Genomic DNA, 22,447 nt, shown 5'->3' with positions numbered 1-22,447 from the left:
TAATCTCAATAGAAAATAAAGGTATTACTATACCTGATAATGAATTAGAAAATATATTTGCAAAATTTTATAGATTAGATAAATCTGGAGATAGAAGTAAAAATAGCTATGGCCTAGGTTTAGCAACAGTGGAAAGAATTTTGACCCTTCATAAAAGCAAATATTCTATAAGTAATACTGAAAATGGTGTTATTTTTAAATTTACATTAAAAAAGCAAGATTTAGTAATTGATGAATTTGAATAATACTACTAAAAAATAAAGTGTTCTTAATTCAAATATAAATTAATTAACCTAATTATAAATCAATATTTTTATTAATAAAAATGACAAGTTGCAAGTTGAAAAATATAATTACTTTATGTTAACTTTATTTTCTAACTTGTCACTTGTCACTTTAGCCTAAACATACACTCTTTGAATTTTTTTGAATATAATTTCTTTCTTAATTTCTAAAGTATCTTTATTTATTTCAATTTTGAAAATATTAGGACACCCTTCTTCTCTCCATCTTTTCATATATTTCGCATTAGCTTCTAAAATATAAAAATATTTCTCATCGAAGTCATCGGAAAATTCCAAAAAAGATAACTTACTATATCTATCAAGTTTTATATTTTCTTTATCTATATTATTCATTATCGGCACAAAATATTTTAGTGGTATTTCATATTTATATATACCTGAAATTTCTTTTCCTTCAATTAATGCTCTTTTTAAGAATCTTTCTTCCTTTTCACTTAAATTTTTAAATCCAAGTTTAAATATTGGTTCATTTAATCTATTTTTCTCTATTTTAACTTTGATCATTGACATCACCAACTTCACTTTCCTTAGTTTATTATAAAAATCCGCCGTCGATCCTTATTATTTGCCCAGTTAAATACGAGGTATTACTTTGGCATAAAAATAATACAGTGTTACTAACCTCATCAACAGTCCCAAATCTTCCCATTGGAATTTCATTCATTAATTCTTCCTTTTCAGTATCTTCTAAAAAACTATTCATTTCAGTATCAATTACGCCTGGCGCTATTGCATTTACTCTTATTCCAAAAGAAGCAACTTCTTTTGCCAAAGATTTAGTAAATAAATTTAATCCACCTTTTGTAGTTGAATATACAACTTCACAAGAAGCACCACTTTCTCCCCACATTGATGAAATATTAATTATATTCCCACTACCTTTAGAAGTCATAAATGGTAATGTCGCCTGAGTTAAATACATTGGAGCTAATAAATTAACATTCATTAATTGCTCTATAATTTCCTTTTTAAAATCCATAAATAATCCTACTTCTGATTTAGCTGCATTATTTATTAATATATCTATTTTCCCAAAACTTTCTATAACTTCATTTATTAAATTAAGACAATTATTATAATCTGAAATATCCTTCTTTATTACCTTTGCATAACCGCCATTATCTGTTATTTCTTTTAATGTATTATTAGCTCCTAAATCATCCTTTGAATAATTTATAACAACACTTGCACCATTTAAAGCTAACTTTTTTGCAATAGCACTTCCTATTCCCCTTGATGCTCCAGTTACAAGTGCTACTTTTCCTGTTAAACTGCTCATTATAGTCTCCTCTCTAGTTTTAATTATATTATAATTTAATTCTTTCTTTATATCAAAAATAATTAAATAAATCTACTTTTTTCTCTTTCTTAATCTTTCTTCTTTTGCATAGTTTAAATACTCGGATATCTTAACTGGTCCTGCAATATTTTTTCTAGTAACCCAAAGAGAGCCAGTATCCTGCGCATCTATAATCCATTTAACTAATTTAATCATCCCTTTTTCTATTTCAATTGCCGTTATTGCATATGGATAAACACAGCATCCATCATTAAAATATGGTGGTTCATAAAGTCCTGGAAATCTTGTATTATGAGTATGCCCACATAAAAGCATAGTACAGTTATCCCTTGCCCAATCTTGTAGTTTTATATCTATTCTACTTCTTTTAGTCTTACTCTTTGCTGACCTTGTAGGATCTTTAAATCCAGCTATTCCATTTAAGAATTTCCATATATATCGTACTAAAAATTCATTTATTCTCCAAACTTCATTATTCCAAAAATCAAGTTGATGTCCATGTACAACTAAAAACTTTTCTCCTAATGGCTTATACATTAAATTCATTCCAGGATAAAATGTTACATTTTTAATGAATTTAATAAATTCATCACCATAATCTGCTCCAATTTTTTTTAAAGCCTTTTCCTCCTTGTCCTTAAAATTTCCACATTTCTTAACAATATCATGATTGCCAAATATACAATAAATACTATTCTTTTTATTGAATTTATTTAAAATTTTGAAGATATCATCATAAAAAAATGAAATTTCATTAAAATCTTTATTTTTCCATAGTTCATCTCCATCTCCAACCTCTATATAAATATAATCATTTTTTAAATAATATTTCAATGCAGTTATATATATATTTCTATTAGGTAAAAGTGAATCTGAATATGTTCCATCACCCCTATGAACATCTGAAATAAACACTATTTTACTATTATCATCAAAATCTAATGTAAATCCATTTTCATATATGTTTTCTAATTCCTTTACTGACATGCTATCCTCATTTAAATTATTTCTAATATATTATGAATTATAAATACTAATTGATAACCTATTAATAATTTATATATAAAAAATGTATTAATAGCACAAACTATATTTAATATTATTTATAAATTTACTAAAGAAAAAATAAACTTAATTCATAAGGAGTAATGATTGTTATGAAACTATATCTTTACAAGAAAAATTATTTTTATAAGATACTTTCATTTATATTAATTATATGTAATCTAGGATCTGTAACTGCTTCGGCTCATGTATCATTAGACAAATGTAATTTATCTTTAGAAAATACAGATATAACACAAAATATTGATGATAAAAATCATCAATTAATAGAAGAATTCCAGCCACTTGTTGAAAATATATTTTTAAATAGGAATTCTGCAATTCTAACTGGAGATAGTGAAGGCTTAAAGCTATTCTATGATTTAGATAAAAAAGTTGGCAAATGGGCTTATGAAAAAGAAGTTACTAAAACTGATTACTTTAATCATTGGTGTAAAAAACAATGTGTTTCCTTTACAAAAATAAATTCAATAATAAAAGTATGCAATGTAAAAGAAATAGAAAAAGATGTTTATAATGTTGTATGCTACGCATGTACAACGTTTTGTTATAGCTATGAAGATCAACCTACAATTGAAAATTTATTTAAACTAGGTACATGTCATTATATTAATTTAAAAAATAATGGTAATAGATATATTATAACTAAAGAGTGGTATACTGATCCACTAGCTGATTCCTTAGATTTAGAAAATCTTAACTGTGATGATATTAAATCAACTATTTTAAATCATACTAAACCTGATTACACACCTGATGAAAGAACTCAAAAAGCAATAGATTATGCTCACGAGTATTGTGGAATTAGTGATAATGAAGAACATTTATTTAAATATAATAAAGATTATAAAAACTTTAATCCAGATGGTGGTGATTGTGCAAACTTTGCTTCTCAAATTATGTATGAGGGAGGTGGATTTAAGAAAAATGATACTTGGTCTTATTGTAACAAATCTGCTACAAAAGCATGGGTCAATGCACAAGGATTTAAAAATTACTTAATAAGTAGTGGACGCGGCTCTTATATTGCTAAAGGTAACTATTGTGAAACTTATAAAGCAGCCTTTAATTTACGTCCTGGTGATATTGTTGCATATGAGAAAAAAGGAAGAATAACTCATGTTTCAACAGTAACAGGGTTAGATTCAAAAGGTTATCCTCTAGTAACGTGCCATAATACGGATAGAATGCTTGTACCATATGATTTAGGTTGGAGTAATAGTAATATAAAATTTCATTTAATTGATGTACACTATTAGATAGTTAAGAGTTAATAGTTTTATATAGTTTTGAGTTAATAGTTAAGGTTGAAACTCCTTAAGAAGCTCCTTAATTATATATTTTTTAAATTCAGCTTAGCTGAATTTATTCCTTAACTATTAACTCTTAACTATTAACTCTTAACTATTAATTATTAACTACTTTAAAATATGTGGAATGATAATATAACCATGCCAAATACAATTGATACTATTGACATTAACTTAATTAATATATTTAAAGCTGGTCCTGAAGTATCCTTAAATGGATCTCCTACTGTATCACCAACAACGGCTCCTTTATGACATTCTGAACCCTTACCACCATAATTTCCTGATTCAATATGTTTCTTAGCATTATCCCATGCTCCACCAGAGTTAGACATCATTACAGCTAATACAAATCCACATATAGTTGCACCTGCTAATAGTCCAGCAACACCATTAGGACCTAAAATAAAGCCTACTATCAACGGAGTTGCTATTGCTATTACTGCAATAACTATAAGCTCCTTTTGAGATGATTTTGTACAAATATCTACACATGAAGCATAATCTGGCTCTGCTTTACCATCCATTAACCCTTTAATTTCCTTAAATTGTCTTCTTACTTCAACAACAATCTTGCTAGCAGCTCTTCCTACCGCACTCATAGTACAAGATGAAAATACAAATGTAACCATTGCTCCAATAAATGCACCAATTAAAACTTGTGGATTCAAAACCGATAAATCAAATTCAAATGCTATATTATTACTTGAAGCTAATACCTCTATAGAATTTTTATATGATGCTATAAATGCTAAGGCAGTTAATGCAGCTGATCCAATAGCAAAGCCTTTTCCTGTTGCAGCTGTAGTATTTCCTAACGAATCTAAAGCATCAGTTCTATCTCTTACCTCTGAAGGTAATCCAGCCATTTCAGCAATTCCTCCAGCATTATCTGCAACTGGTCCATAAGCATCTGTAGCTAATGTAATACCAAGTGTAGATAACATACCAACTGCTGATATTGCTATTCCAAATAACCCCATATTAAAATTATTAAATCCCCCTGAAGAAACAAAACTTATTAAAATAGAGCACCCAATTATTATTACAGGCGCTGCTGTAGATTTCATCCCCACTGATAAACCAGTTATAATAACTGTTGCAGCACCAGTTTCTGAAGATTTTGCAATACTCTTTGTTGGATTATAATTATCACTAGTATAATATTCTGTGAAGAAGCCTATTAACAATCCCGCAACTAAACCACAAAGAATTGAAATATAAATACCTATGTGTCCCCTTCCTAATACATTAGATACAACAAAGTAAGATGCAATTGCAATAACTATTGCTGAAAAATAAGTACCTCTCCTTAACGCACTTAACAATGCCTTTTGAGAAACATCTTCTTTAGATTTTACAAAGAAACTTCCAAGAATAGATGCCACTACTCCAATAGAAGCTATTACTACTGGAATTACAGCTCCATTTACTGATAGCCCTGCTGCAACTGCTAAAGCACAAGAAGATAATATAGACCCAACATATGATTCATAAAGGTCAGCTCCCATACCAGCAACATCACCAACATTGTCACCAACATTATCAGCTATAACAGCTGGATTTCTTGGATCATCTTCTGGTATTCCTATTTCAACCTTACCAACAAGATCGGCACCCACATCTGCTGCTTTAGTGAATATACCTCCACCTACTCTTGCAAATAAAGCCATTGATGAAGCCCCCATGCTAAACGTTAACATTGTTGTTGTTATTATTGTTATTCTTTCATCTAAAGGCATTGCACCATAATAAAAATTTAATATACCAAACCAAATACTAAAATCAACTAATGCTAAACCAACAACAACAAGCCCCATTACTGAGCCACTTGAAAATGCAACCCTTAATCCGCTATTTAAGCTCTTAGTACAAGCATTTGCTGTTCTACTATTTGCATTTGTAGCGATTTTCATACCTAAATAACCACTTAGACCTGAGAATATTCCACCTGTTAGAAATGCAAATGGCATAAAGATACTAACAAAATTGAATCTTGATAAAATAAATAAAATGATAAACATGATTACGAAAAATATAGCAACACCTTTATATTGGCGTTTTAAAAAAGCGTTTGCCCCTTTTCTTATACTACTTGCAATATACTTCATCCTATCAGTTCCTTCATCAACCTTAAAGATTGTATAAGTATAATATGCAGCAAAGAGTAATGCTAATGTCGCTCCTACAGGTGCAAAAACTATTAATTTCATAATCCTCTCCCCCTTGATAATATTAATATTATTCCTTCTACATTTCTATATATAGTTTTTACTCTTCATAATAGAACTTTTAACCATTAATATTTTGAAAAATTTTAAGCATATATAATTAAAAAATTTAATATAATCTAACATAATGAAAAGAGAAATGGAGCAATGAAAAAATGAGTAAACAAAAACGTGGAAAATACATTAAAACATTACCAAACTGGCGTGGCACATGTCCAATTTGTGGAAGAAAAAGAGTAAAATTGGTATGGTCAAAGAAAGACGAAAATGGAAAAACTATAAATGTATGCAAACAATGTTCTCTAAAATAGATATTATATATTTAAAAAGGGGTTGTATAATTTTATACAACCTCTTTTTAAATTTATTATATTTTTTAAAAACCTTTTTTCTTTGCTTCTATACCACTTTCATTAAGAGCAGGTTCTTCAATTGTTGTTACATATTTATTTTTTGGATTATTACTTTGTGTTTTATTTCCATTTTTTAAATAATTTTCTTTAGTATATTCTCGCTTGTTCATTTTAACTCCTCATTTCTCAAATAAAATTTTATATAATTTAGAATTTTGGATTTATCTCATCTCTTTGAATATGTTTTAAGTCTTTTAATCTTAAATGTGTTGTTTCCATTATTTTATTCCAAGGTTCACCATCAATGATCATTTTTTTTGCTACATCTCTACTTAGTAATGTATCTATTTTTTTCATTTTAAAAACCTCCTTATCTTTTGATACTATTATTTTATGGCTTTTTCAAAAACTTATTCGAGTTATAAATTTCATATTATTAACGCTTTAATGCATTTTAGAATAATTATCCAAGCTTAATATTTCTATTTATAATAAAACAGTGTAGTAAACAACTTTACTACACTGCTTTCTTTTTAACTATCTACGACTTTTTTTATTTTTAGAATTTCTATTATCTTTTCCTCGACGAGAAGAATTCTCTTTTCCTCTTCTTGAAGAATTTTTATCATTTGCCTTACCATTTCTACTTGAAGATGATTTATGTTTTCCATTATTCTTAGACTTTGGTCTAGCTAATCCATGAGCTTCCTTATATCTTTGCTCTTTAGATTTAATTAAACACTTAGGCCCATTACCAATTAAATCTTCTCTTCCTGCTTTTATTAAAGCATCGTATACTAAGTTATAATTCTTAGGATTACTAAATTGTAATAATGCTCTTTGCATAGCTTTTTCTTCTTTTGTTTTTGGAACATAAACTGGCTTTAATGTTATTGGATCTAATCCAGTATAAAAAATTGTAGTTGATAAAGTTCCCGGCGTTGGATAAAAATCTTGTACTTGTTCTGGTTGATATTTAATATCTCTTAAATACTCCGCAAGTTCAATAGCTTCTTTTAATGTACTTCCTGGGTGACTTGACATTAAATATGGAATTATATATTGTTTCTTTCCAGCTCTTTCTGTTAATTTAAAGAACTTCTTTCTAAACTCTTCATAAGTTTTTCCTGCTGGTTTACCCATATACTTTAATACTTGTTCAGATACATGTTCAGGAGCAACTTTTAACTGTCCACTTACATGATGTTCAACTAACTCTTTAAAGAATGTATCATCTTTATCAGCCATTACATAATCATATCTAATACCTGAACGTACAAATACCTTTTTAATTTTAGGTAAACTTCTTACACTTCTAAGTACATCAACAAATTCTTTATGATCTACCTCCATATTTTTACATACCCCTGGACTTAAACATTGCTTAACTTTACATGCACCTATTGTTAATTGATTATTACATGCAGGTTTTCTAAAGTTCGCAGTAGGACCTCCAACATCGTGAATATACCCCTTAAAGTCTTTCATTTCAGTCATTTCTTTAGCTTCTTTTACTATAGACTCTTTACTTCTACTTTGAACTGCTCTTCCTTGATGGAAAGTTATTGCACAGAATGAACAATTTCCGAAGCATCCTCTAGAACCTACTATACTAAACTTAACCTCTTCTAGTGCTGGAATTCCTCCCATAGGTTCATAAATAGGATGATATTCCTTTGTAAAAGGTAAATCATAAACTTCATCTAATTCTTCTCTATTTAAAATAACTTCCGGTTTATTTACTACAAGATATTTATCACCTTGATCTTGTACTATAGTTCTACCTCTAATAGGATCTTGTTCTTGATATGTAATCTTGAAAGCTTCACAATATTTAAGCTTATCAGTTGAAACCTCTTTATATGATGGAATTACAATATGTTCTTCATAAACCTCTTCTAAGCTATCAACTAAATAACATGTTCCTGGTATATGTCTAATATATTTAGCCTCAAAACCTTCATTTAAATAATGAGCCACTTCAACTATTTGTTTTTCACTCATACCATATATTAATAAATCTGCACCACTATCTGTTAACATTGATTTTCTAACCTTATCTTCCCAGTAATCATAATGTGCAAATCGTCTTAAGCTAGCTTCAACCCCACCAATACAAATATTTATATGTTTATATGCTTCTCTTATTTTATTACAATATACTATTGTAGCCCTATCAGGTCTCAAGCCCATTTGTCCGCCTGGAGAGTATAGATCTTTTCCTCTTACTCTTTTACTAACAGTATAATGGTTAACCATAGAATCCATATTACCTGCATTAACTAAAAATGCTAATCTAGGTCTTCCAAGTTTCATAAAATCTTCTGTACTATGCCAATCTGGTTGTGCAATTATACCAACCTTATAGCCAGCATGTTCTAATACTCTTGAAATTACAGCTGTACCAAAACTATGATGATCCACATAAGCATCACCAGTTACAATAATAAAATCGCATTGATCCCAGCCTCTTTCATTCATATCTTCTCTACTAATAGGTAAAAATTTATTGTTCATTTAATCACATCTTTCATTTTAGTAAATATCTATTTAATACTATTATTTTTAATTTATCTATCTATTAATATAGCATCCTTTTGCATTAATGTTAATACTTCATAATAAATTACCATAATATTTATTAAAAGAAAAGAGTGTATAAATAAAAAATATTTATAATCACTCTATAAAAGCATACTATTGACTTGTTTTAAAATACTAATGTATTACTTAAATATGTTCCTAACCTTTTTAACATAAATGGATTATTATCAATACCATCGAATAATGCAATTATTTGATTTTTATTTAAATCCATATGACTTTCAAGTTCCTCTAACATATTATCTTCTTCAAATTCTTTAACTAAATCTCTACCTATTTCCTTTACATTCTCAAAAAATTCTACTTTTGAAAGTATTCCAACATCACCATGTCTTCTTTCATTAGTCATATTAAAAAATTTTTTCAAATCTTCAATACTAAATTTTTTTTTCAAATCTTCAATAAAATCATAATCATCTTTAATATCCTTTATTAATTCAAGTTTATGAATATTCTCAGCATCTTGTATTAATTCCATAGTTTCATAATAGTCTAATGCATCTAAAAATATAGTATCTTCCTCTTTACCAAATACCTTAGTAATATATGTTGATGGTATTAATACATATTTGATAAAAGAAATTAATTCTTGTATGCATTTAAACGAATACCAGTTACAAAAGTAATCTCTACTATAGGAATTCACTAATGAAACCTTTAAAACATAAGCATCTGGTTTAAACTCCATATTTTCTTGATTTATCAAATAATTTTGCCAATAATAAATTAAATCATACTTTTTCAAGATTACCCCTCCTAATACCATAGCCTATTAGATTAGCTTGTACATTAATATTTTCAAATCACAAAACATTTAATATATTAATCCTTATGATTCATGTTTTTATTTTATCCATAATTTATATTTTTATTTCAATTAATCATTTAACCTTTAATCCCCTCCCCCCAAGTCTTTAAGTATTCTTATATTCATCTATTGCACTTGAAACACATTCCATTAATTTCATTTGGTATAATTTATCTGCTAACATTTTATCTTCATTATAATTACTCATAAATCCCATTTCTAATATAACTACAGGAACCGTAGACCAATTAAATCCAGTAATATCACTTCTTTCAAATATTCCATTTACTTTTATATTACCTTCTTGTAACTTACTCTTTAATATTTCAGCATATTTATTGCTCGCTTCAAAAATTTTACTTGTATATTTACCGTCTTTAGCTGGAACTAAAATTACCGTACCTGTTTTTCCTCCATCATTTATGCTATCACAATGTATTCTTATAGTAATATCAGCTTTTGCATTATTTGCAATTTGTGCTCTTTCTGCATTACTAATATTTACGTCGGCTTTTTCTCTTGTCATAACAACCGTATAACCTTTTTCTAATAATAACTCTTTTAATATTAACGCTGCTTCCAAATTAATAGCATGCTCAGGATTTTTTGTCGCTATCCCAGCAGTTCCAGATGAAACTCTTGGTTTAGTATTACTTGAATTTGGTGCAACAGGCTCCCCTCTTGAATCACCTTTTCCTTGATGACCTGGATCTATACAAACTATAAATTCATCTTCATCATTTTTTACATTTACATTAGCCATTGCTGAATTTATTGAAACTAAATTAATAAATAAAAATATTACTACAAATAATAATAGTACTCTTTTAATCATTTTTTCTCCTTTGTTTCATCAAAAATCAAAAGGCTAATACATAATTGTAATTAGCCCTTTATTTTTATAATATTTTCTATCTAGGATACATATTTATTAATAATAAAAATCCTGGAATCCATGCGGTTACAATACCATCAAATACTGATAAATATCCTACAAACTTTCCTAAATCTTTCTTCAAAACTAATTCTATGAATCCAGTTAGCCATAATAATCCCCATAATAACCAAATAATTACCCAATAAATATTTCCTACTGTAAAGTCTATAAATTTAAAAGTATTAGCATCTATAAATGCAAGTGGTATTGTATTTATTGCTACAAACAAACAATACCATCCATATAATCTTCCATCTAAATTAAATATATTTCTTGCTGCAATATATAGATATGTAAATCCAAATAACAATCCAGTGCCAGCTGCAAAGTAATTACCTTGTATTACCGCTACAATATTTAGAATAAATGATAACAGCCCTGTAAATACATTGAATACGGCACTTGATTTAGCATCTATATTACACAACCTTCCTATTCCATTTAAAATAAGGACTACTCCTACGTAAATTAAAACTACTCCTAGCATAGTACTCCTCCTTTGTATTTTTAATATTATGTTCTTCTATTCATTCTTAGTTTCATAACTTTCTTTAAAGAATTCTTGATCTAATCCCTTTAATTGAACTTCTTCACTTACCTTTATTGTTTTAATCATATCCAAAACTTTAAAAATTATAAATGTAACTAAAATAGAATATACTGCAATTATAGCTGATCCAAGAAGCTGAATTAAAAATTGATGTAATCCTGCACTTACTCCATTTACTCTAGGATCTGCAAACACTCCAATTAATAAAGTTCCTAATAAACCACCAACTCCATGAACTCCCCAAACATCTAGTGCATCATCCCACATTTTTCTTTCAAATTCAACACAAAAGAAACATACTATTGCACCCAAAGCACCTATAATTACAGCACTTAAAGGAGTCACATATCCTGAAGCTGGTGTTATAGTCGCAAGTCCTGCAACTGCTCCGATTATAGCTTCTAAAAAAGATGCTCTTTTAGCATGAATTGCATATAAAATAAGCCATACTATCATACCAGCTGCAGATGCAACACCTGTATTAGTAAAAACAATTGCTGCTATATCTGCAGCTGCTATTGTTCCACCAGCATTAAATCCATACCATCCAAATAATAACAATCCAGCTCCTATAGCTACTAATCCTAAATTAAATGGTCCATTCTCATTTTTAACGCTTCTTTCACCTAATACATAAATTCCACCTAAACAGCCAAAACCAGAGGTAATATGTATAACTGCTCCACCGGCAAAGTCTACGAATCCTAATTTACTTAAGAATCCTCCACCCCAAACCCAGTGTGCAACAGGGAAGTAAATAAGTATCATCCAAATAATTAATATCTTTATCCACCCACTAATAGTTAATCTATTTGCAAATGCTCCTGTCATTAATGGTGCTGTAATAATCGCAAACATCATTTGATACATAAAAAAAAGAATAAATGGTATTGTTTCACTATACCTCAAATCCATTTTAAATGTTACATTATTTAAGGCAAAAAATTGAAGTGGATTACCAATTACACCACCAATATCATCACCGAAAACAAGACTAAATCCTCCAAATATCCACAATAAACCTACTATACCAATTGAAATAAAAATTTGAAACATAATAGTTAAAGCATTTTTTCTTTCCACTAATCCACCATAGAAAAATGCTAATCCTGGTGTCATAATTAAAACTAGTATAGTAGCTAATATCATAAAAGTAACATCACCATGAATAATCATAGAATCACTCCTTTAACTTTTGTGTTAGCGTAAAGCTTATATTTACACTACTTTTCTATTTAAATCTTTATATATCAAGATCTCGGCAGTTTTTTTGTATAAAAAATAACGCTCACCTAATTTCATGTTACTATTGAATTACCACAAAATTAAAACTTACATAAAAGGTTGTCATTATTATGGATTCATTTATAATTTAGTTACTTATATATAATCAATATCCAATCACAGTTGTCGGTGAATTACTTTTATTATCTTTTGATAAATTTAAGATCTTTCCTTGAAAAGCTTTGAACTCCATTGCCAGTGATTATATTGCTTCCAATCCAAAAGGTCTTTTATCATATTCAACTTTCAAAATTCAATCGATATTGCAAAGTTATTTTAAAATTATTCTTTAAAATTAGTCATGATCTATTTATTCATACTAAACTTTCCACTCTTACTTTTCTTTTGATTAAACTTAGAATATAATTTATTCTAGTATTTTCTTATAACTAAATTATTAGATCCTAAAAATTTTCTTCTTACATAATTATGACAAGCGCCTATTGCCGTTTCTATATGTTGTGTTAAATTTCCTAATACTCTAAGAACAAATCCATTAACTTCTAATCTTGATATTCCAAAATCTATAGGTAAATTTAATTTTTCAATTATACCTCTTAAATCACTTATTACAAATTCATTTATATTTTCATTAATCACAAGCAGCGTTCCAAAATTTGAATAATCTTCAAAAAAACCCAATTTAGTAACATCATTTTCACTTGGATTAACAAATAAATTATCTAATAAAACGAGCTTATTATTTACATAAACATTACTTTTCAATTGAACACTTTTATATGTAAATTTATCCCCATCTGGAGACCATCCTGCTGTAATTCCATCACTATAAATAAGTGTAGAACTCTTATCTAAATAAATATTATTTACTTGTTTATATATAGCATCTTTATATAAAATGACACTATCAGTTATATATTCCAAAATGCTATTTTTTCCCAACCCTATTTCTGTTTCTTGCTCAGTTTTAATTCCATTTAAACACTTATAAACTTTTGCTGAGGCTTGTGTTGTTATTATAGCCCTAGTATTATCTTTTAACCTAAATACATTTTTATATTTTTCTCCCTCAATATATCCTCCACCAAGTTGTAAAAGATAATATGTAGGTATATTTTCTCTATCCATTTTAATAGTTGGCGATACTTTTACTAATCCTTCATAATACTTTTTCGTTGCAATTGTTTTATCATCTTTTTTATCAAGTACTAAATCTATGAAGCCTGAATATTTACTTTTCTCTTTTGCTTCTTTAAACATATTATGAAATTCCTTCTAACAAACAATTTTTCTTAATCCAACTAATAACACTATTAATTCCTTCATCAGTTTTTAAATTAGTAAAAATAAAACTATTCTCATTTCTAAATGCTAATGTATCTTGTCTCATTATATCTAAATTAGCACCAACATATGGAGCCAAATCTATTTTATTAATTATAAACAAATCACTTTTAATCATACCTTGACCTGCTTTTCTTGGAATCTTTTCACCTTGAGCAACATCAATAATATAAATTGAAAAATCAACTAAATCTGGACTAAATGTAGCTGCTAAATTATCTCCACCACTTTCTAAGAAAATAATATCTAAATCATCAAATTTACTTTTTAATTGTTCAAGTGCTTCAAAATTCATAGAAGCATCTTCCCTTATTGCAGTATGAGGACATCCACCTGTTTCAACTCCAATAATTCTATCATCATCTAATACAGAGTTTTTAACCATGAATTTAGCATCTTCTTTTGTGTAGATATCATTTGTGATAACTGCACAACTATACTCATTATTCATAGCTCTTGTTAATCTTTCTATTAGTAATGTTTTACCGCTTCCTACTGGTCCACCTACTCCTATAATTACTGGTTTCACCTATTCAACACCCTTTCAGTTTTAAATTTAAAATTGACATTAGTTATTTGAGTTATGGGTAAGTGTATCTTACTCATAACTCAAAGTAATTTATATCTTTTTTTATTTACGACATAAATAATCTAAATTCCATTATTTCATGTTTAATTTGTGACATTTCTAATCCTGGACTATTTGCTCCAAAATAATCATAATCTAAATTAATAATAATATTATATAGTTCTTCAAATTTCTCACTAAATTCCTTTAGTAATAATTGCCCATCTTTTTGACCTAAAGGAATACTTCTAACCGCATTACTAATTAATGTAGATACTGTACTATACATATAATAAATTATAGCTTCCTTCATATTAAAACCTAGAGAATACATCAACATCCCAAATACTATTGCTGGATGACCAAAAGCTTCTTTACTTCTAATTTTTTCATTATATTCATTTAATAAATTAAAATCATATAAGTCTTTAAAAATTTTAAGCATTCTACTTGCAACTAACTTTCCTGCAGTTCTAGTTTCAATGGCTACACTTTGAACTGTAATATTATTATCTAAATTCCAAATACTATTTAAATCCTCATTATTTAAATATTCGTATAACATTCTTATAGCTAAACCATCACTATATATAAATTGTTCATTTAAATACACCTTTATCCATTCTCTAAATGTTTTTGTATCATAAACTTTTTTTAATCTCAAATAAGTTTCCATACCATAAGAATGGTTAAATGAACCTATTGGAAAGTTAGAATCACATATTTGTATTACTTTTAATACATCCGTAATGCTATTATTAATTGGCATGTGTATGAGTGTGCCCAAATTCTACGTGCCTAAAGGCTTTCTTTAACTTCAAATTTTCTCTAGAATAATTAATTTTATCTCTCTTTAATTCACCTTCTACTAATGCATCATATTGAATTATCATTTTTCCATCTTCAAATTGAGCTTGTAGATGTCTATTTCCAAGAGAATGTGCTATAATTCCCATTTCAGTTATATTATTAGGCTTAATAACTAAAACATCATCACCTTTAATCTTTACAATAACAATATTTTTATCATCCTTATAAAGTATATCTCCATCTCTTAGTTCTACATTTTCTTCTAATGCAATCCCATATTCATGATTATGATCTGAATTAACTCTTAGAATTCTTTTTAAAGCATCTTCACTACTTATATAAATTTTTTCTAAATGAATATTATCTAAATCTTTATATTCATCAATATTTCCTAATACCTTGTTAAAAATCATATAACCTTCTCCTTTATATTAAAACAAGAAATATCTTTGAGCCAATGGTACTTCACTCACTGGTTCACAAGTTACTAATTCTCCATCAACAGTTACATCATAAGTTTGTGGGTCAACTTTAATTTCTGGAGTAGCATCATTAAGCTTCATATCTTTCTTTGTTAAATTTCTTATTCCTCCTACTGGTAATACCATCTTTTTCAATCCTAATTCTTCTTTAATTCCATGTTCATAAGCATATTTTGATACAAAAGTAATGCAAGTTGATTCCTTTGCTTTTCCAAGTGCACCATAACAATCTCTGTATATAACTGGTTGGCATGTTGGAATTGATGCATTTGCATCTCCAATTATTCCTCTGACTACCATACCTCCCTTAATTACCAAATGTGGCTTAACACCAAAATATGGTGGTTCCCAAAGTACTAAATCTGCTATCTTTCCAACTTCTATTGAACCAATATATTTAGACATACCTTGTGCAATAGCTGGATTAATAGTATACTTAGCTATGTATCTTCTAACTCTATTATTATCGTTATACTCACTATCATTTGGGAATGTTCCTCTTTGCTTCTTCATCTTTGAAGCTGTTTGCCAAGTTCTTGCTACAACTTCTCCGATTCTTCCCATTGCTAAAGTATCTGAACTCATAATACTAAATATTCCCATATCTTGGAATATATCTTCTGCTGCAATTGTTTGATGTCTTATTCTTGAATCTGCAAATGCTATATCTTCTGGAACTTTTGCATCTAAATGGTGGCAAACCATAAGCATATCTAAATGTTCTGCTATTGTATTAACAGTATATGGTTTTGTTGGGTTTGTAGATGCTGGTAATATATTTATTTGAGATGCGACTTTCATTAAGTCTGGTGCGTGACCGCCTCCTGCTCCTTCTGTATGATATGTATGAATTACTCTTCCTGCTATAGCTTGGATTGTATGTTCTACAAATCCACCTTCATTTAAAGTATCACTATGTAATGCAACTTGTATATCATACTTTTCAGCAGTTTCTAAAGCATAATTAATAGCTGATCTTGTAGCTCCCCAATCTTCATGAACTTTAAGTCCAATTGCCCCTGCTTCTATTTGTTCGGCATTAACATCAATATTAGCTCCACTACCTTTTCCTAATAAACCAACATTTATTGGCCATTCTTCTGCTGATTCTAACATCCTCTTAATATTCCATGGTCCAGGAGTTGAAGTAACAGCATTTGTACCATCTACTGGACCTGTTCCACCACCTACTAATGTAGTTATTCCATTTTCTAATGCAACTTCAGCACATCCAGGATGAATATAATGAACATGGGTGTCAATACCTCCAGCTGTTAATATTCTTCCTTCACCTGCTAGTGCTTCAGTTCCTACCCCTACAAGGAAATCTACATTATCCATTGTGTCTGGGTTTCCACCTTTACCAATAGCTAATATTTTACCATCTTTAATACCTACATCTGCTTTATAAATACCAGTATAGTCAACAATTGTTGCTCCTGTTATTATTAAATCTGCTAATTGTGGATTTTTACTAGTTTGTGTGGCATTTTGACCCATCCCATCTCTAAGAGTCTTACCTCCACCAAATTTACATTCATTACCGTACCCAGTATAATCTTTTTCAATTTTTATAAAAAGATCTGTATCAGCAAGCCTAATACTATCTCCTTCTGTAGGACCAAACAATTCTGCATATCTATGTCTATCTATTTCAAAACTCATTACTTTTCACCGCTCCCTTTTGACATTCCATCTAAAAATCCATCACACATATTTCTAATACCATAAACTCTTCTATATCCACCTATATCAATCAAATTTATTTCCTTTTTATCTCCAGGTTCAAATCTCACTGCTGTTCCTGATGGAATATCTAACCTTTTTCCCCAAGCAGCTTTTCTATCAAAATCTAAAGCATCATTTACTTCATAAAAATGATAATGTGAACCTATTTGTACTGGTCTATCTCCAGTATTTACAACTTGTAATTTTATAGCTTTTTTTCCTGCATTATATTCAATATTTCCTTCTTGTACTTTTATTTCTCCTGGTACCATACTATATTATCCCTCCTTATTTAATTGGTTCATGTACTGTTACTAATTTTGTTCCATCTGGAAAAGTACATTCAACTTGAACAGTATGAATCATTTCTGGAACTCCTTCCATAACATCATCTCTAGATAATATTTTTGTTCCATAATCCATTAAATATTCAACTGTCTTTCCTTCTCTAGCCCCTTCTAGCATTTCATCTGTTATAATTGCCATAGCTTCGGGATAATTTAATTTTAATCCTTTGCTTTTTCTTTTAAGAGCAACATCTGCTGCAACAGCAATCATTAATTTTTCTTGTTCTCTAATTGTTAAATGCAAAATACATTCCTCCTTATTTTTTATATAATAAATTTACTTTATTAAACATAATTTTCCCATTTCTTAATGCTATTATTCATTAAAATTAACAACTCCATCTAAATTATAGTATGCTCCTACAACCTTAATTTTCCCTTGTTGTATAAGTGTTTTAATTGCTTCATCTTCTGAAATCTCTTGTACAACTCTATCTATATTTGTATGAATTGCATCATCAACTGTACCTTCTTTATTGATACTAGGAGTAATTTTTTCAACAAAAGATTCCATATTTCCAGTAACTTTTTCACCTTTAATAACGTCATTATATGTAGCTGTTACTGCTCCACAACTTTCATGCCCCATTACAACAACTAATGGAGTATTTAAATGCTCTACTGCATATTCAATTGAACCTAATGCATCATCGTCAACTACATTTCCAGCAAGTCTTACATCAAAAATTTCTCCTAATCCTGCATTGAAGATGGTAGTTGGAGTAACTCTAGAATCTGAACATGATACAATAACTGCATAGGGATTTTGACCATCTTTTAATTCATTTCTTCTTTCTGAACTAATATTTCTTAATATAGATGTATCGGTAGAAAATCTAACATTCCCATCCTTCAACATTTGTAATGCCTCATCAGCTGATGAAATTGTCGTATCGACTACTACAATTTCACTTTTATTTTCACTTGCACTATTATCTCCTTTATTATTAGGCATATTATTAGTTGTATTATCTCCACATCCAACTAAAATAAATGAACCAATAATTAAAGCTGCTATCAAATTCTTCTTCATATTCTTAACTCTCCTTAATAAATTTGTATAATATAACTAGCAATATATTTAGTTAAACGCTCTAACTATAATATCAACCAAAATTCAATAACATATTCATAAATTTTTACTTTTAGATAGTAGTAAACTTAAAAATATAAAAGCTTTCCTATAAATATTACTTGCAATATTTATAGGAAAGTCTACTTAATTCTTTATTTATATACCTAGTACCAGAAAGCTTCACTTTAAAGATTTTATTGACAAAATTATTTATGACATAAAAAAAAATGGTTGTAAGCTAAATTAAAAAAATTCAACTTACAACCACCCTATTTTATAATTAATTCAATAGGACAATGATCAGATCCTAAAACTTCTGTATGTATTTTAGCATTTTCTAGTCTATCTTTTATTGCTTCTGATACTATAAAATAATCTATTCTCCATCCTGCATTATTTTTTCTAGCATTAAATCTATATGACCACCATGAATAAATCCCTGTAGTCTCTGGATAAAAATATCTAAATGTATCAATAAACCCATCATTTAATAATGATGTGAATTTTTCTCTTTCTTCATCAGTAAATCCAGCATTTTTTCTATTAGTTTTTGGATTTTTCAAATCTATTTCTTTATGAGCTACATTTAAATCTCCACAAACTATTACAGGTTTACCCTTTTCAAGATTTTTTAAATATTTTTTAAAATCATCTTCCCATTTCATTCTATAATCTAATCTAGCTAGTTCATTTTGAGAATTTGGAGTATATACAGTGATAATGAAAAAGTCCTTAAACTCTAATGTTATAACTCTTCCCTCTTTATCATGTTCTTCTATACCTAAGCCATAAGATACTGACATAGGTTCTTGTTTAGTAAATATAGCTGTTCCACTATATCCTTTTTTATCTGCATAGTTCCAATACTGATGATATCCCTCTAACTCTAAATTTATTTGCCCTTCTTGAAGTTTACTTTCTTGAATACAAAATATATCAGCATCTACTTCATTAAAGAAATCTAAAAATCCCTTCTGAACACATGCTCTAATTCCATTTACATTCCATGATATTAATTTCATCTCTTCCTCCTGTATATTTCCGCAAAATATATTTTAAAATGTCACTCCTAATATAAGAAATACTAAAGCCATCGTGTATAACTTCTTTAAATAATAAATGACAAGTGACAAACTAAGATAAATTATACCCTAACTTGAAACTTGCCACTTTAATTTTATAACTAACTAAACTATTATATTTTCAGTATATATTAAAAAAACTTTTCAATATAATTTTTTCTTTATTATTTAATATATAAAGGGTGTTTTCTACAAAGTGCTTTTACCTTTGTTTTTAACTCTGATAAGTCAGAATCTTTATTTTCAATTGCTTCATTTATAATACTTGCAATTTCTTTCATTGCTTCTACATCAAATCCTCTAGTTGTAACAGCTGCTGTACCAATTCTTATACCTGATGTTACAAATGGACTTCTTGTTTCATTTGGAACAGTATTTTTATTAACTGTTATTCCTATATTATCCAAAAGTATTTCTGCTTCTTTACCTGTTATGTTTTTATTAGTTAAGTCCACTAATATTAAATGGTTGTCTGTACCATTAGATACTAATTTAAATCCATACTTAACCAATTCTTCACCTAATATTTTACAATTCAAAACTACATTTTTCATATATGTTTTAAAACTTGGATCTAATGCTTCTTTAAAACAAACTGCTTTTGCAGCTATAACATGCATTAATGGTCCGCCCTGCATACCTGGAAATATATTTTTATCTAAATCCTTAGCATATTTTTCTTTACAAAGAATTAATCCACCTCTAGGGCCTCTTAAAGTCTTGTGAGTAGTAGAAGTAACAAAATCAGCATACGGTACTGGTGAAGGATGTTCTCCAGCTGCAACTAATCCAGCAATATGAGCCATATCAACCATAAAATATGCATTAACTTCATCACATATTTCTTTTAACTTTTTAAAATCTATAACTCTTGAATAAGCACTAGCACCTGCAACAATAAGTTTTGGCTTATGTTTTAATGCTATCTGTCTAACATTTTCATAATCAATTCTTTCAGTTTCACTATCTACTCCATATGATACAAAGTTAAATAATTTTCCTGAAAAGTTTACTGGTGAACCATGAGTTAAATGCCCACCATGGCTTAAATCCATTCCAAGAACAGTATCTCCTGGCTTTAAAATTGTAAAATACACAGCCATATTTGCTTGTGAACCTGAATGTGGTTGAACATTAACATGTTCTGCTCCAAATAATTCCTTGGCCCTATTTCTTGCAATTTCTTCAACCTGATCAACTACTCCACAGCCCCCATAGTAACGTTTCCCAGGATATCCTTCTGCATACTTATTAGTTAAATGAGATCCCATAGCATCCATAACTGCTTCTGATGCAAAATTTTCTGAAGCGATAAGTTCTATCCCTTCTTCTTGTCTCTTTAATTCTTTTTCCATTAACTCATAAATTTCTTTGTCTTCATTCTTTAAATTTACAAAATTCATGTAATCACCCCAATTATCTTTTTATAAAATTATAAATATAAATTAGAAATTATTCAACTACTTTTTTATATTATTCTACATTTATAATTTTTATTATGGTATAATACATAAAAAATATTAAAAATTGAGGTTTTATATTATGAATGAAATACTTCAAGTAGCTATGCTTGCAGGACAGATGATATTAGAAAATGGTGGTGAAACTTATAGAGTTGAAGAAACGATTTGGAGAATTTGTAAAATTTACGGTGCTGAACAAGCTGAAAGTTTTGCAACTCCAACTGGAATTATGGCTTCTATTTGTCATGGTGGTAAAATTTATTCATTGACTAGAAGAGTGTCAAATAGAACTGTAGATTTAAATAAAATTGATAAAGTAAATGATTTATCTAGGAGTATAGTATCTAAAGGTTTATCTGTTGATGATTTTAAAAATGAATTAAATAAAATCAATAAAGGTGACACTTATTCTCAACCATTGATTATTATTTTTTCAGCATTAGGCGCTGGATCATTCTCTGTATTATTTGGAGGTACTTTTAAAGATGTTTTTGCAGCCTTTTTAATTGGATTAGTAATAAAAACATTAACAATAAAATGGTCTGAAATAGGTATTAATGCTTTTTTCATTAATAGTATTTGTAGCGGTATAACTGCACTTCTTGCAATAATACTTTTTAAGCTGGGAATAGCAAGTCAATTAAATCAAACTATAATTGGCGCTATAATGCTTCTGGTTCCCGGATTAGCCATTACTAATGCTATTAGAGATACTATGTCAGGTGATTTGCTATCTGGTGTTATAAGAGCTTCTGAAGCGTTTTTAGTTGCAATTGCTATTGCAGTTGGTACTGGTGCTGTTTTAAGCTTCTGGATTACTAATATTGGAGGTCTTTAATA

24 protein-coding genes are annotated in these 22,447 nt (G+C 28.6%); 3 read left to right on the top strand and 21 right to left on the bottom strand.

From position 1 onward, the window contains the following. On the top strand, positions 1 to 245 hold a 245-nt coding region (locus tag I4V63_RS15500), incomplete at its 5' end, for an ATP-binding protein (protein WP_243280412.1). Positions 246 to 401: 156 nt separating this feature from the next. Here I4V63_RS15500 and I4V63_RS00205 read toward each other — a convergent pair. The 3 genes from I4V63_RS00205 to I4V63_RS00195 all read right to left on the bottom strand — a co-directional run bounded on the left by I4V63_RS00205 (position 402) and on the right by I4V63_RS00195 (position 2,592). After that, a complete protein-coding gene (locus I4V63_RS00205; protein WP_195999305.1) occupies positions 402 to 809 on the bottom strand; it encodes a hypothetical protein in 408 nt (135 codons plus the stop codon). A gap of 31 nt (positions 810 to 840) precedes the next feature. Continuing rightward, on the bottom strand, positions 841 to 1,584 hold the full coding sequence (locus tag I4V63_RS00200; RefSeq protein WP_195999304.1) for an SDR family oxidoreductase: 744 nt from the start codon (positions 1,582 to 1,584) through the stop codon (positions 841 to 843). 72 nt (positions 1,585 to 1,656) lie between these two features. After that, the gene (locus I4V63_RS00195) at positions 1,657 to 2,592 is read right to left on the bottom strand and encodes a metallophosphoesterase (protein ID WP_195999303.1); all 936 of its coding nucleotides are present in this window, start codon (positions 2,590 to 2,592) and stop codon (positions 1,657 to 1,659) included. Between the two features lie 170 nt (positions 2,593 to 2,762). On the opposite strand from I4V63_RS00195, the gene I4V63_RS00190 reads away from it, so the two are divergent. Then, entirely contained in the window at positions 2,763 to 3,929 is a 1,167-nt protein-coding gene (locus tag I4V63_RS00190) for an amidase domain-containing protein (protein ID WP_195999302.1), read from the top strand. A gap of 164 nt (positions 3,930 to 4,093) precedes the next feature. Here the strand turns inward: I4V63_RS00190 and I4V63_RS00185 are convergent, their stop codons facing one another. From I4V63_RS00185 to glyA, 18 genes are all read right to left on the bottom strand, one after another. Next, positions 4,094 to 6,193, bottom strand: a complete 2,100-nt coding sequence (locus tag I4V63_RS00185; protein WP_195999301.1) for a sodium-translocating pyrophosphatase — start codon at positions 6,191 to 6,193, stop codon at positions 4,094 to 4,096. Positions 6,194 to 6,587: 394 nt separating this feature from the next. Next, positions 6,588 to 6,734: a hypothetical protein gene (locus tag I4V63_RS00175; RefSeq protein WP_195999299.1), complete on the bottom strand. Its 147-nt coding sequence runs from the start codon at positions 6,732 to 6,734 to the stop codon at positions 6,588 to 6,590. Positions 6,735 to 6,771: 37 nt separating this feature from the next. Then, entirely contained in the window at positions 6,772 to 6,921 is a 150-nt protein-coding gene (locus tag I4V63_RS00170) for a hypothetical protein (protein WP_195999298.1), read from the bottom strand. Positions 6,922 to 7,101: 180 nt separating this feature from the next. Further along, a complete protein-coding gene (locus tag I4V63_RS00165; protein WP_195999297.1) occupies positions 7,102 to 9,081 on the bottom strand; it encodes a YgiQ family radical SAM protein in 1,980 nt (659 codons plus the stop codon). Between the two features lie 193 nt (positions 9,082 to 9,274). After that, on the bottom strand, positions 9,275 to 9,913 hold the full coding sequence (locus I4V63_RS00160; RefSeq protein WP_195999296.1) for a hypothetical protein: 639 nt from the start codon (positions 9,911 to 9,913) through the stop codon (positions 9,275 to 9,277). Between the two features lie 169 nt (positions 9,914 to 10,082). Continuing rightward, positions 10,083 to 10,811: an N-acetylmuramoyl-L-alanine amidase gene (locus I4V63_RS00155; protein WP_195999295.1), complete on the bottom strand. Its 729-nt coding sequence runs from the start codon at positions 10,809 to 10,811 to the stop codon at positions 10,083 to 10,085. Between the two features lie 76 nt (positions 10,812 to 10,887). Beyond that, entirely contained in the window at positions 10,888 to 11,400 is a 513-nt protein-coding gene (locus tag I4V63_RS00150) for an AmiS/UreI family transporter (protein WP_195999294.1), read from the bottom strand. 36 nt (positions 11,401 to 11,436) lie between these two features. Further along, positions 11,437 to 12,639 carry an ammonium transporter gene (locus tag I4V63_RS00145; protein ID WP_195999293.1) on the bottom strand — a complete coding sequence of 401 codons (1,203 nt, stop codon included), beginning with the start codon at positions 12,637 to 12,639 and terminating at the stop codon, positions 11,437 to 11,439. Positions 12,640 to 13,119: 480 nt separating this feature from the next. Next, entirely contained in the window at positions 13,120 to 13,968 is an 849-nt protein-coding gene (locus tag I4V63_RS00140) for an urease accessory protein UreD (RefSeq protein WP_195999292.1), read from the bottom strand. 1 nt (position 13,969) lies between these two features. Continuing rightward, a complete protein-coding gene (gene ureG, locus I4V63_RS00135) occupies positions 13,970 to 14,581 on the bottom strand; it encodes an urease accessory protein UreG (protein WP_195999291.1) in 612 nt (203 codons plus the stop codon). A 106-nt stretch (positions 14,582 to 14,687) separates the two neighbouring features. Then, positions 14,688 to 15,389, bottom strand: a complete 702-nt coding sequence (locus I4V63_RS00130; RefSeq protein ID WP_195999290.1) for an urease accessory protein UreF — start codon at positions 15,387 to 15,389, stop codon at positions 14,688 to 14,690. Then, positions 15,379 to 15,843, bottom strand: a complete 465-nt coding sequence (ureE, locus tag I4V63_RS00125) for an urease accessory protein UreE (RefSeq protein WP_195999289.1) — start codon at positions 15,841 to 15,843, stop codon at positions 15,379 to 15,381. The genes I4V63_RS00130 and ureE overlap by 11 nt, the downstream gene beginning before the upstream one ends. Before the next feature lie 18 nt (positions 15,844 to 15,861). After that, positions 15,862 to 17,577, bottom strand: a complete 1,716-nt coding sequence (gene ureC / locus I4V63_RS00120) for an urease subunit alpha (protein ID WP_195999288.1) — start codon at positions 17,575 to 17,577, stop codon at positions 15,862 to 15,864. After that, positions 17,577 to 17,912, bottom strand: a complete 336-nt coding sequence (locus tag I4V63_RS00115) for an urease subunit beta (RefSeq protein WP_195999287.1) — start codon at positions 17,910 to 17,912, stop codon at positions 17,577 to 17,579. The genes ureC and I4V63_RS00115 overlap by 1 nt, the downstream gene beginning before the upstream one ends. 16 nt (positions 17,913 to 17,928) lie before the next feature. Then, entirely contained in the window at positions 17,929 to 18,231 is a 303-nt protein-coding gene (locus I4V63_RS00110) for an urease subunit gamma (RefSeq protein ID WP_195999286.1), read from the bottom strand. 72 nt (positions 18,232 to 18,303) lie between these two features. After that, a complete protein-coding gene (locus I4V63_RS00105; RefSeq protein WP_195999285.1) occupies positions 18,304 to 19,020 on the bottom strand; it encodes a carbonic anhydrase in 717 nt (238 codons plus the stop codon). 311 nt (positions 19,021 to 19,331) lie between these two features. Next, a complete protein-coding gene (locus tag I4V63_RS00100; RefSeq protein WP_195999284.1) occupies positions 19,332 to 20,084 on the bottom strand; it encodes an exodeoxyribonuclease III in 753 nt (250 codons plus the stop codon). 224 nt (positions 20,085 to 20,308) lie between these two features. After that, entirely contained in the window at positions 20,309 to 21,547 is a 1,239-nt protein-coding gene (glyA, locus tag I4V63_RS00095) for a serine hydroxymethyltransferase (RefSeq protein ID WP_195999283.1), read from the bottom strand. 139 nt (positions 21,548 to 21,686) lie between these two features. On the opposite strand from glyA, the gene I4V63_RS00090 reads away from it, so the two are divergent. Next, entirely contained in the window at positions 21,687 to 22,445 is a 759-nt protein-coding gene (locus tag I4V63_RS00090) for a threonine/serine exporter family protein (protein WP_195999282.1), read from the top strand. Positions 22,446 to 22,447 lie beyond the last annotated feature (2 nt).

Source organism: Clostridium sp. 1001271B_151109_B4, assembly GCF_015670405.1.
In the GTDB taxonomy this organism is placed as follows: Bacteria; Bacillota; Clostridia; order Clostridiales; family Clostridiaceae; genus Clostridium.
Note: the sequence above shows the minus strand (reverse complement) of the source record. Positions and strands in the feature narration are given on the sequence as shown.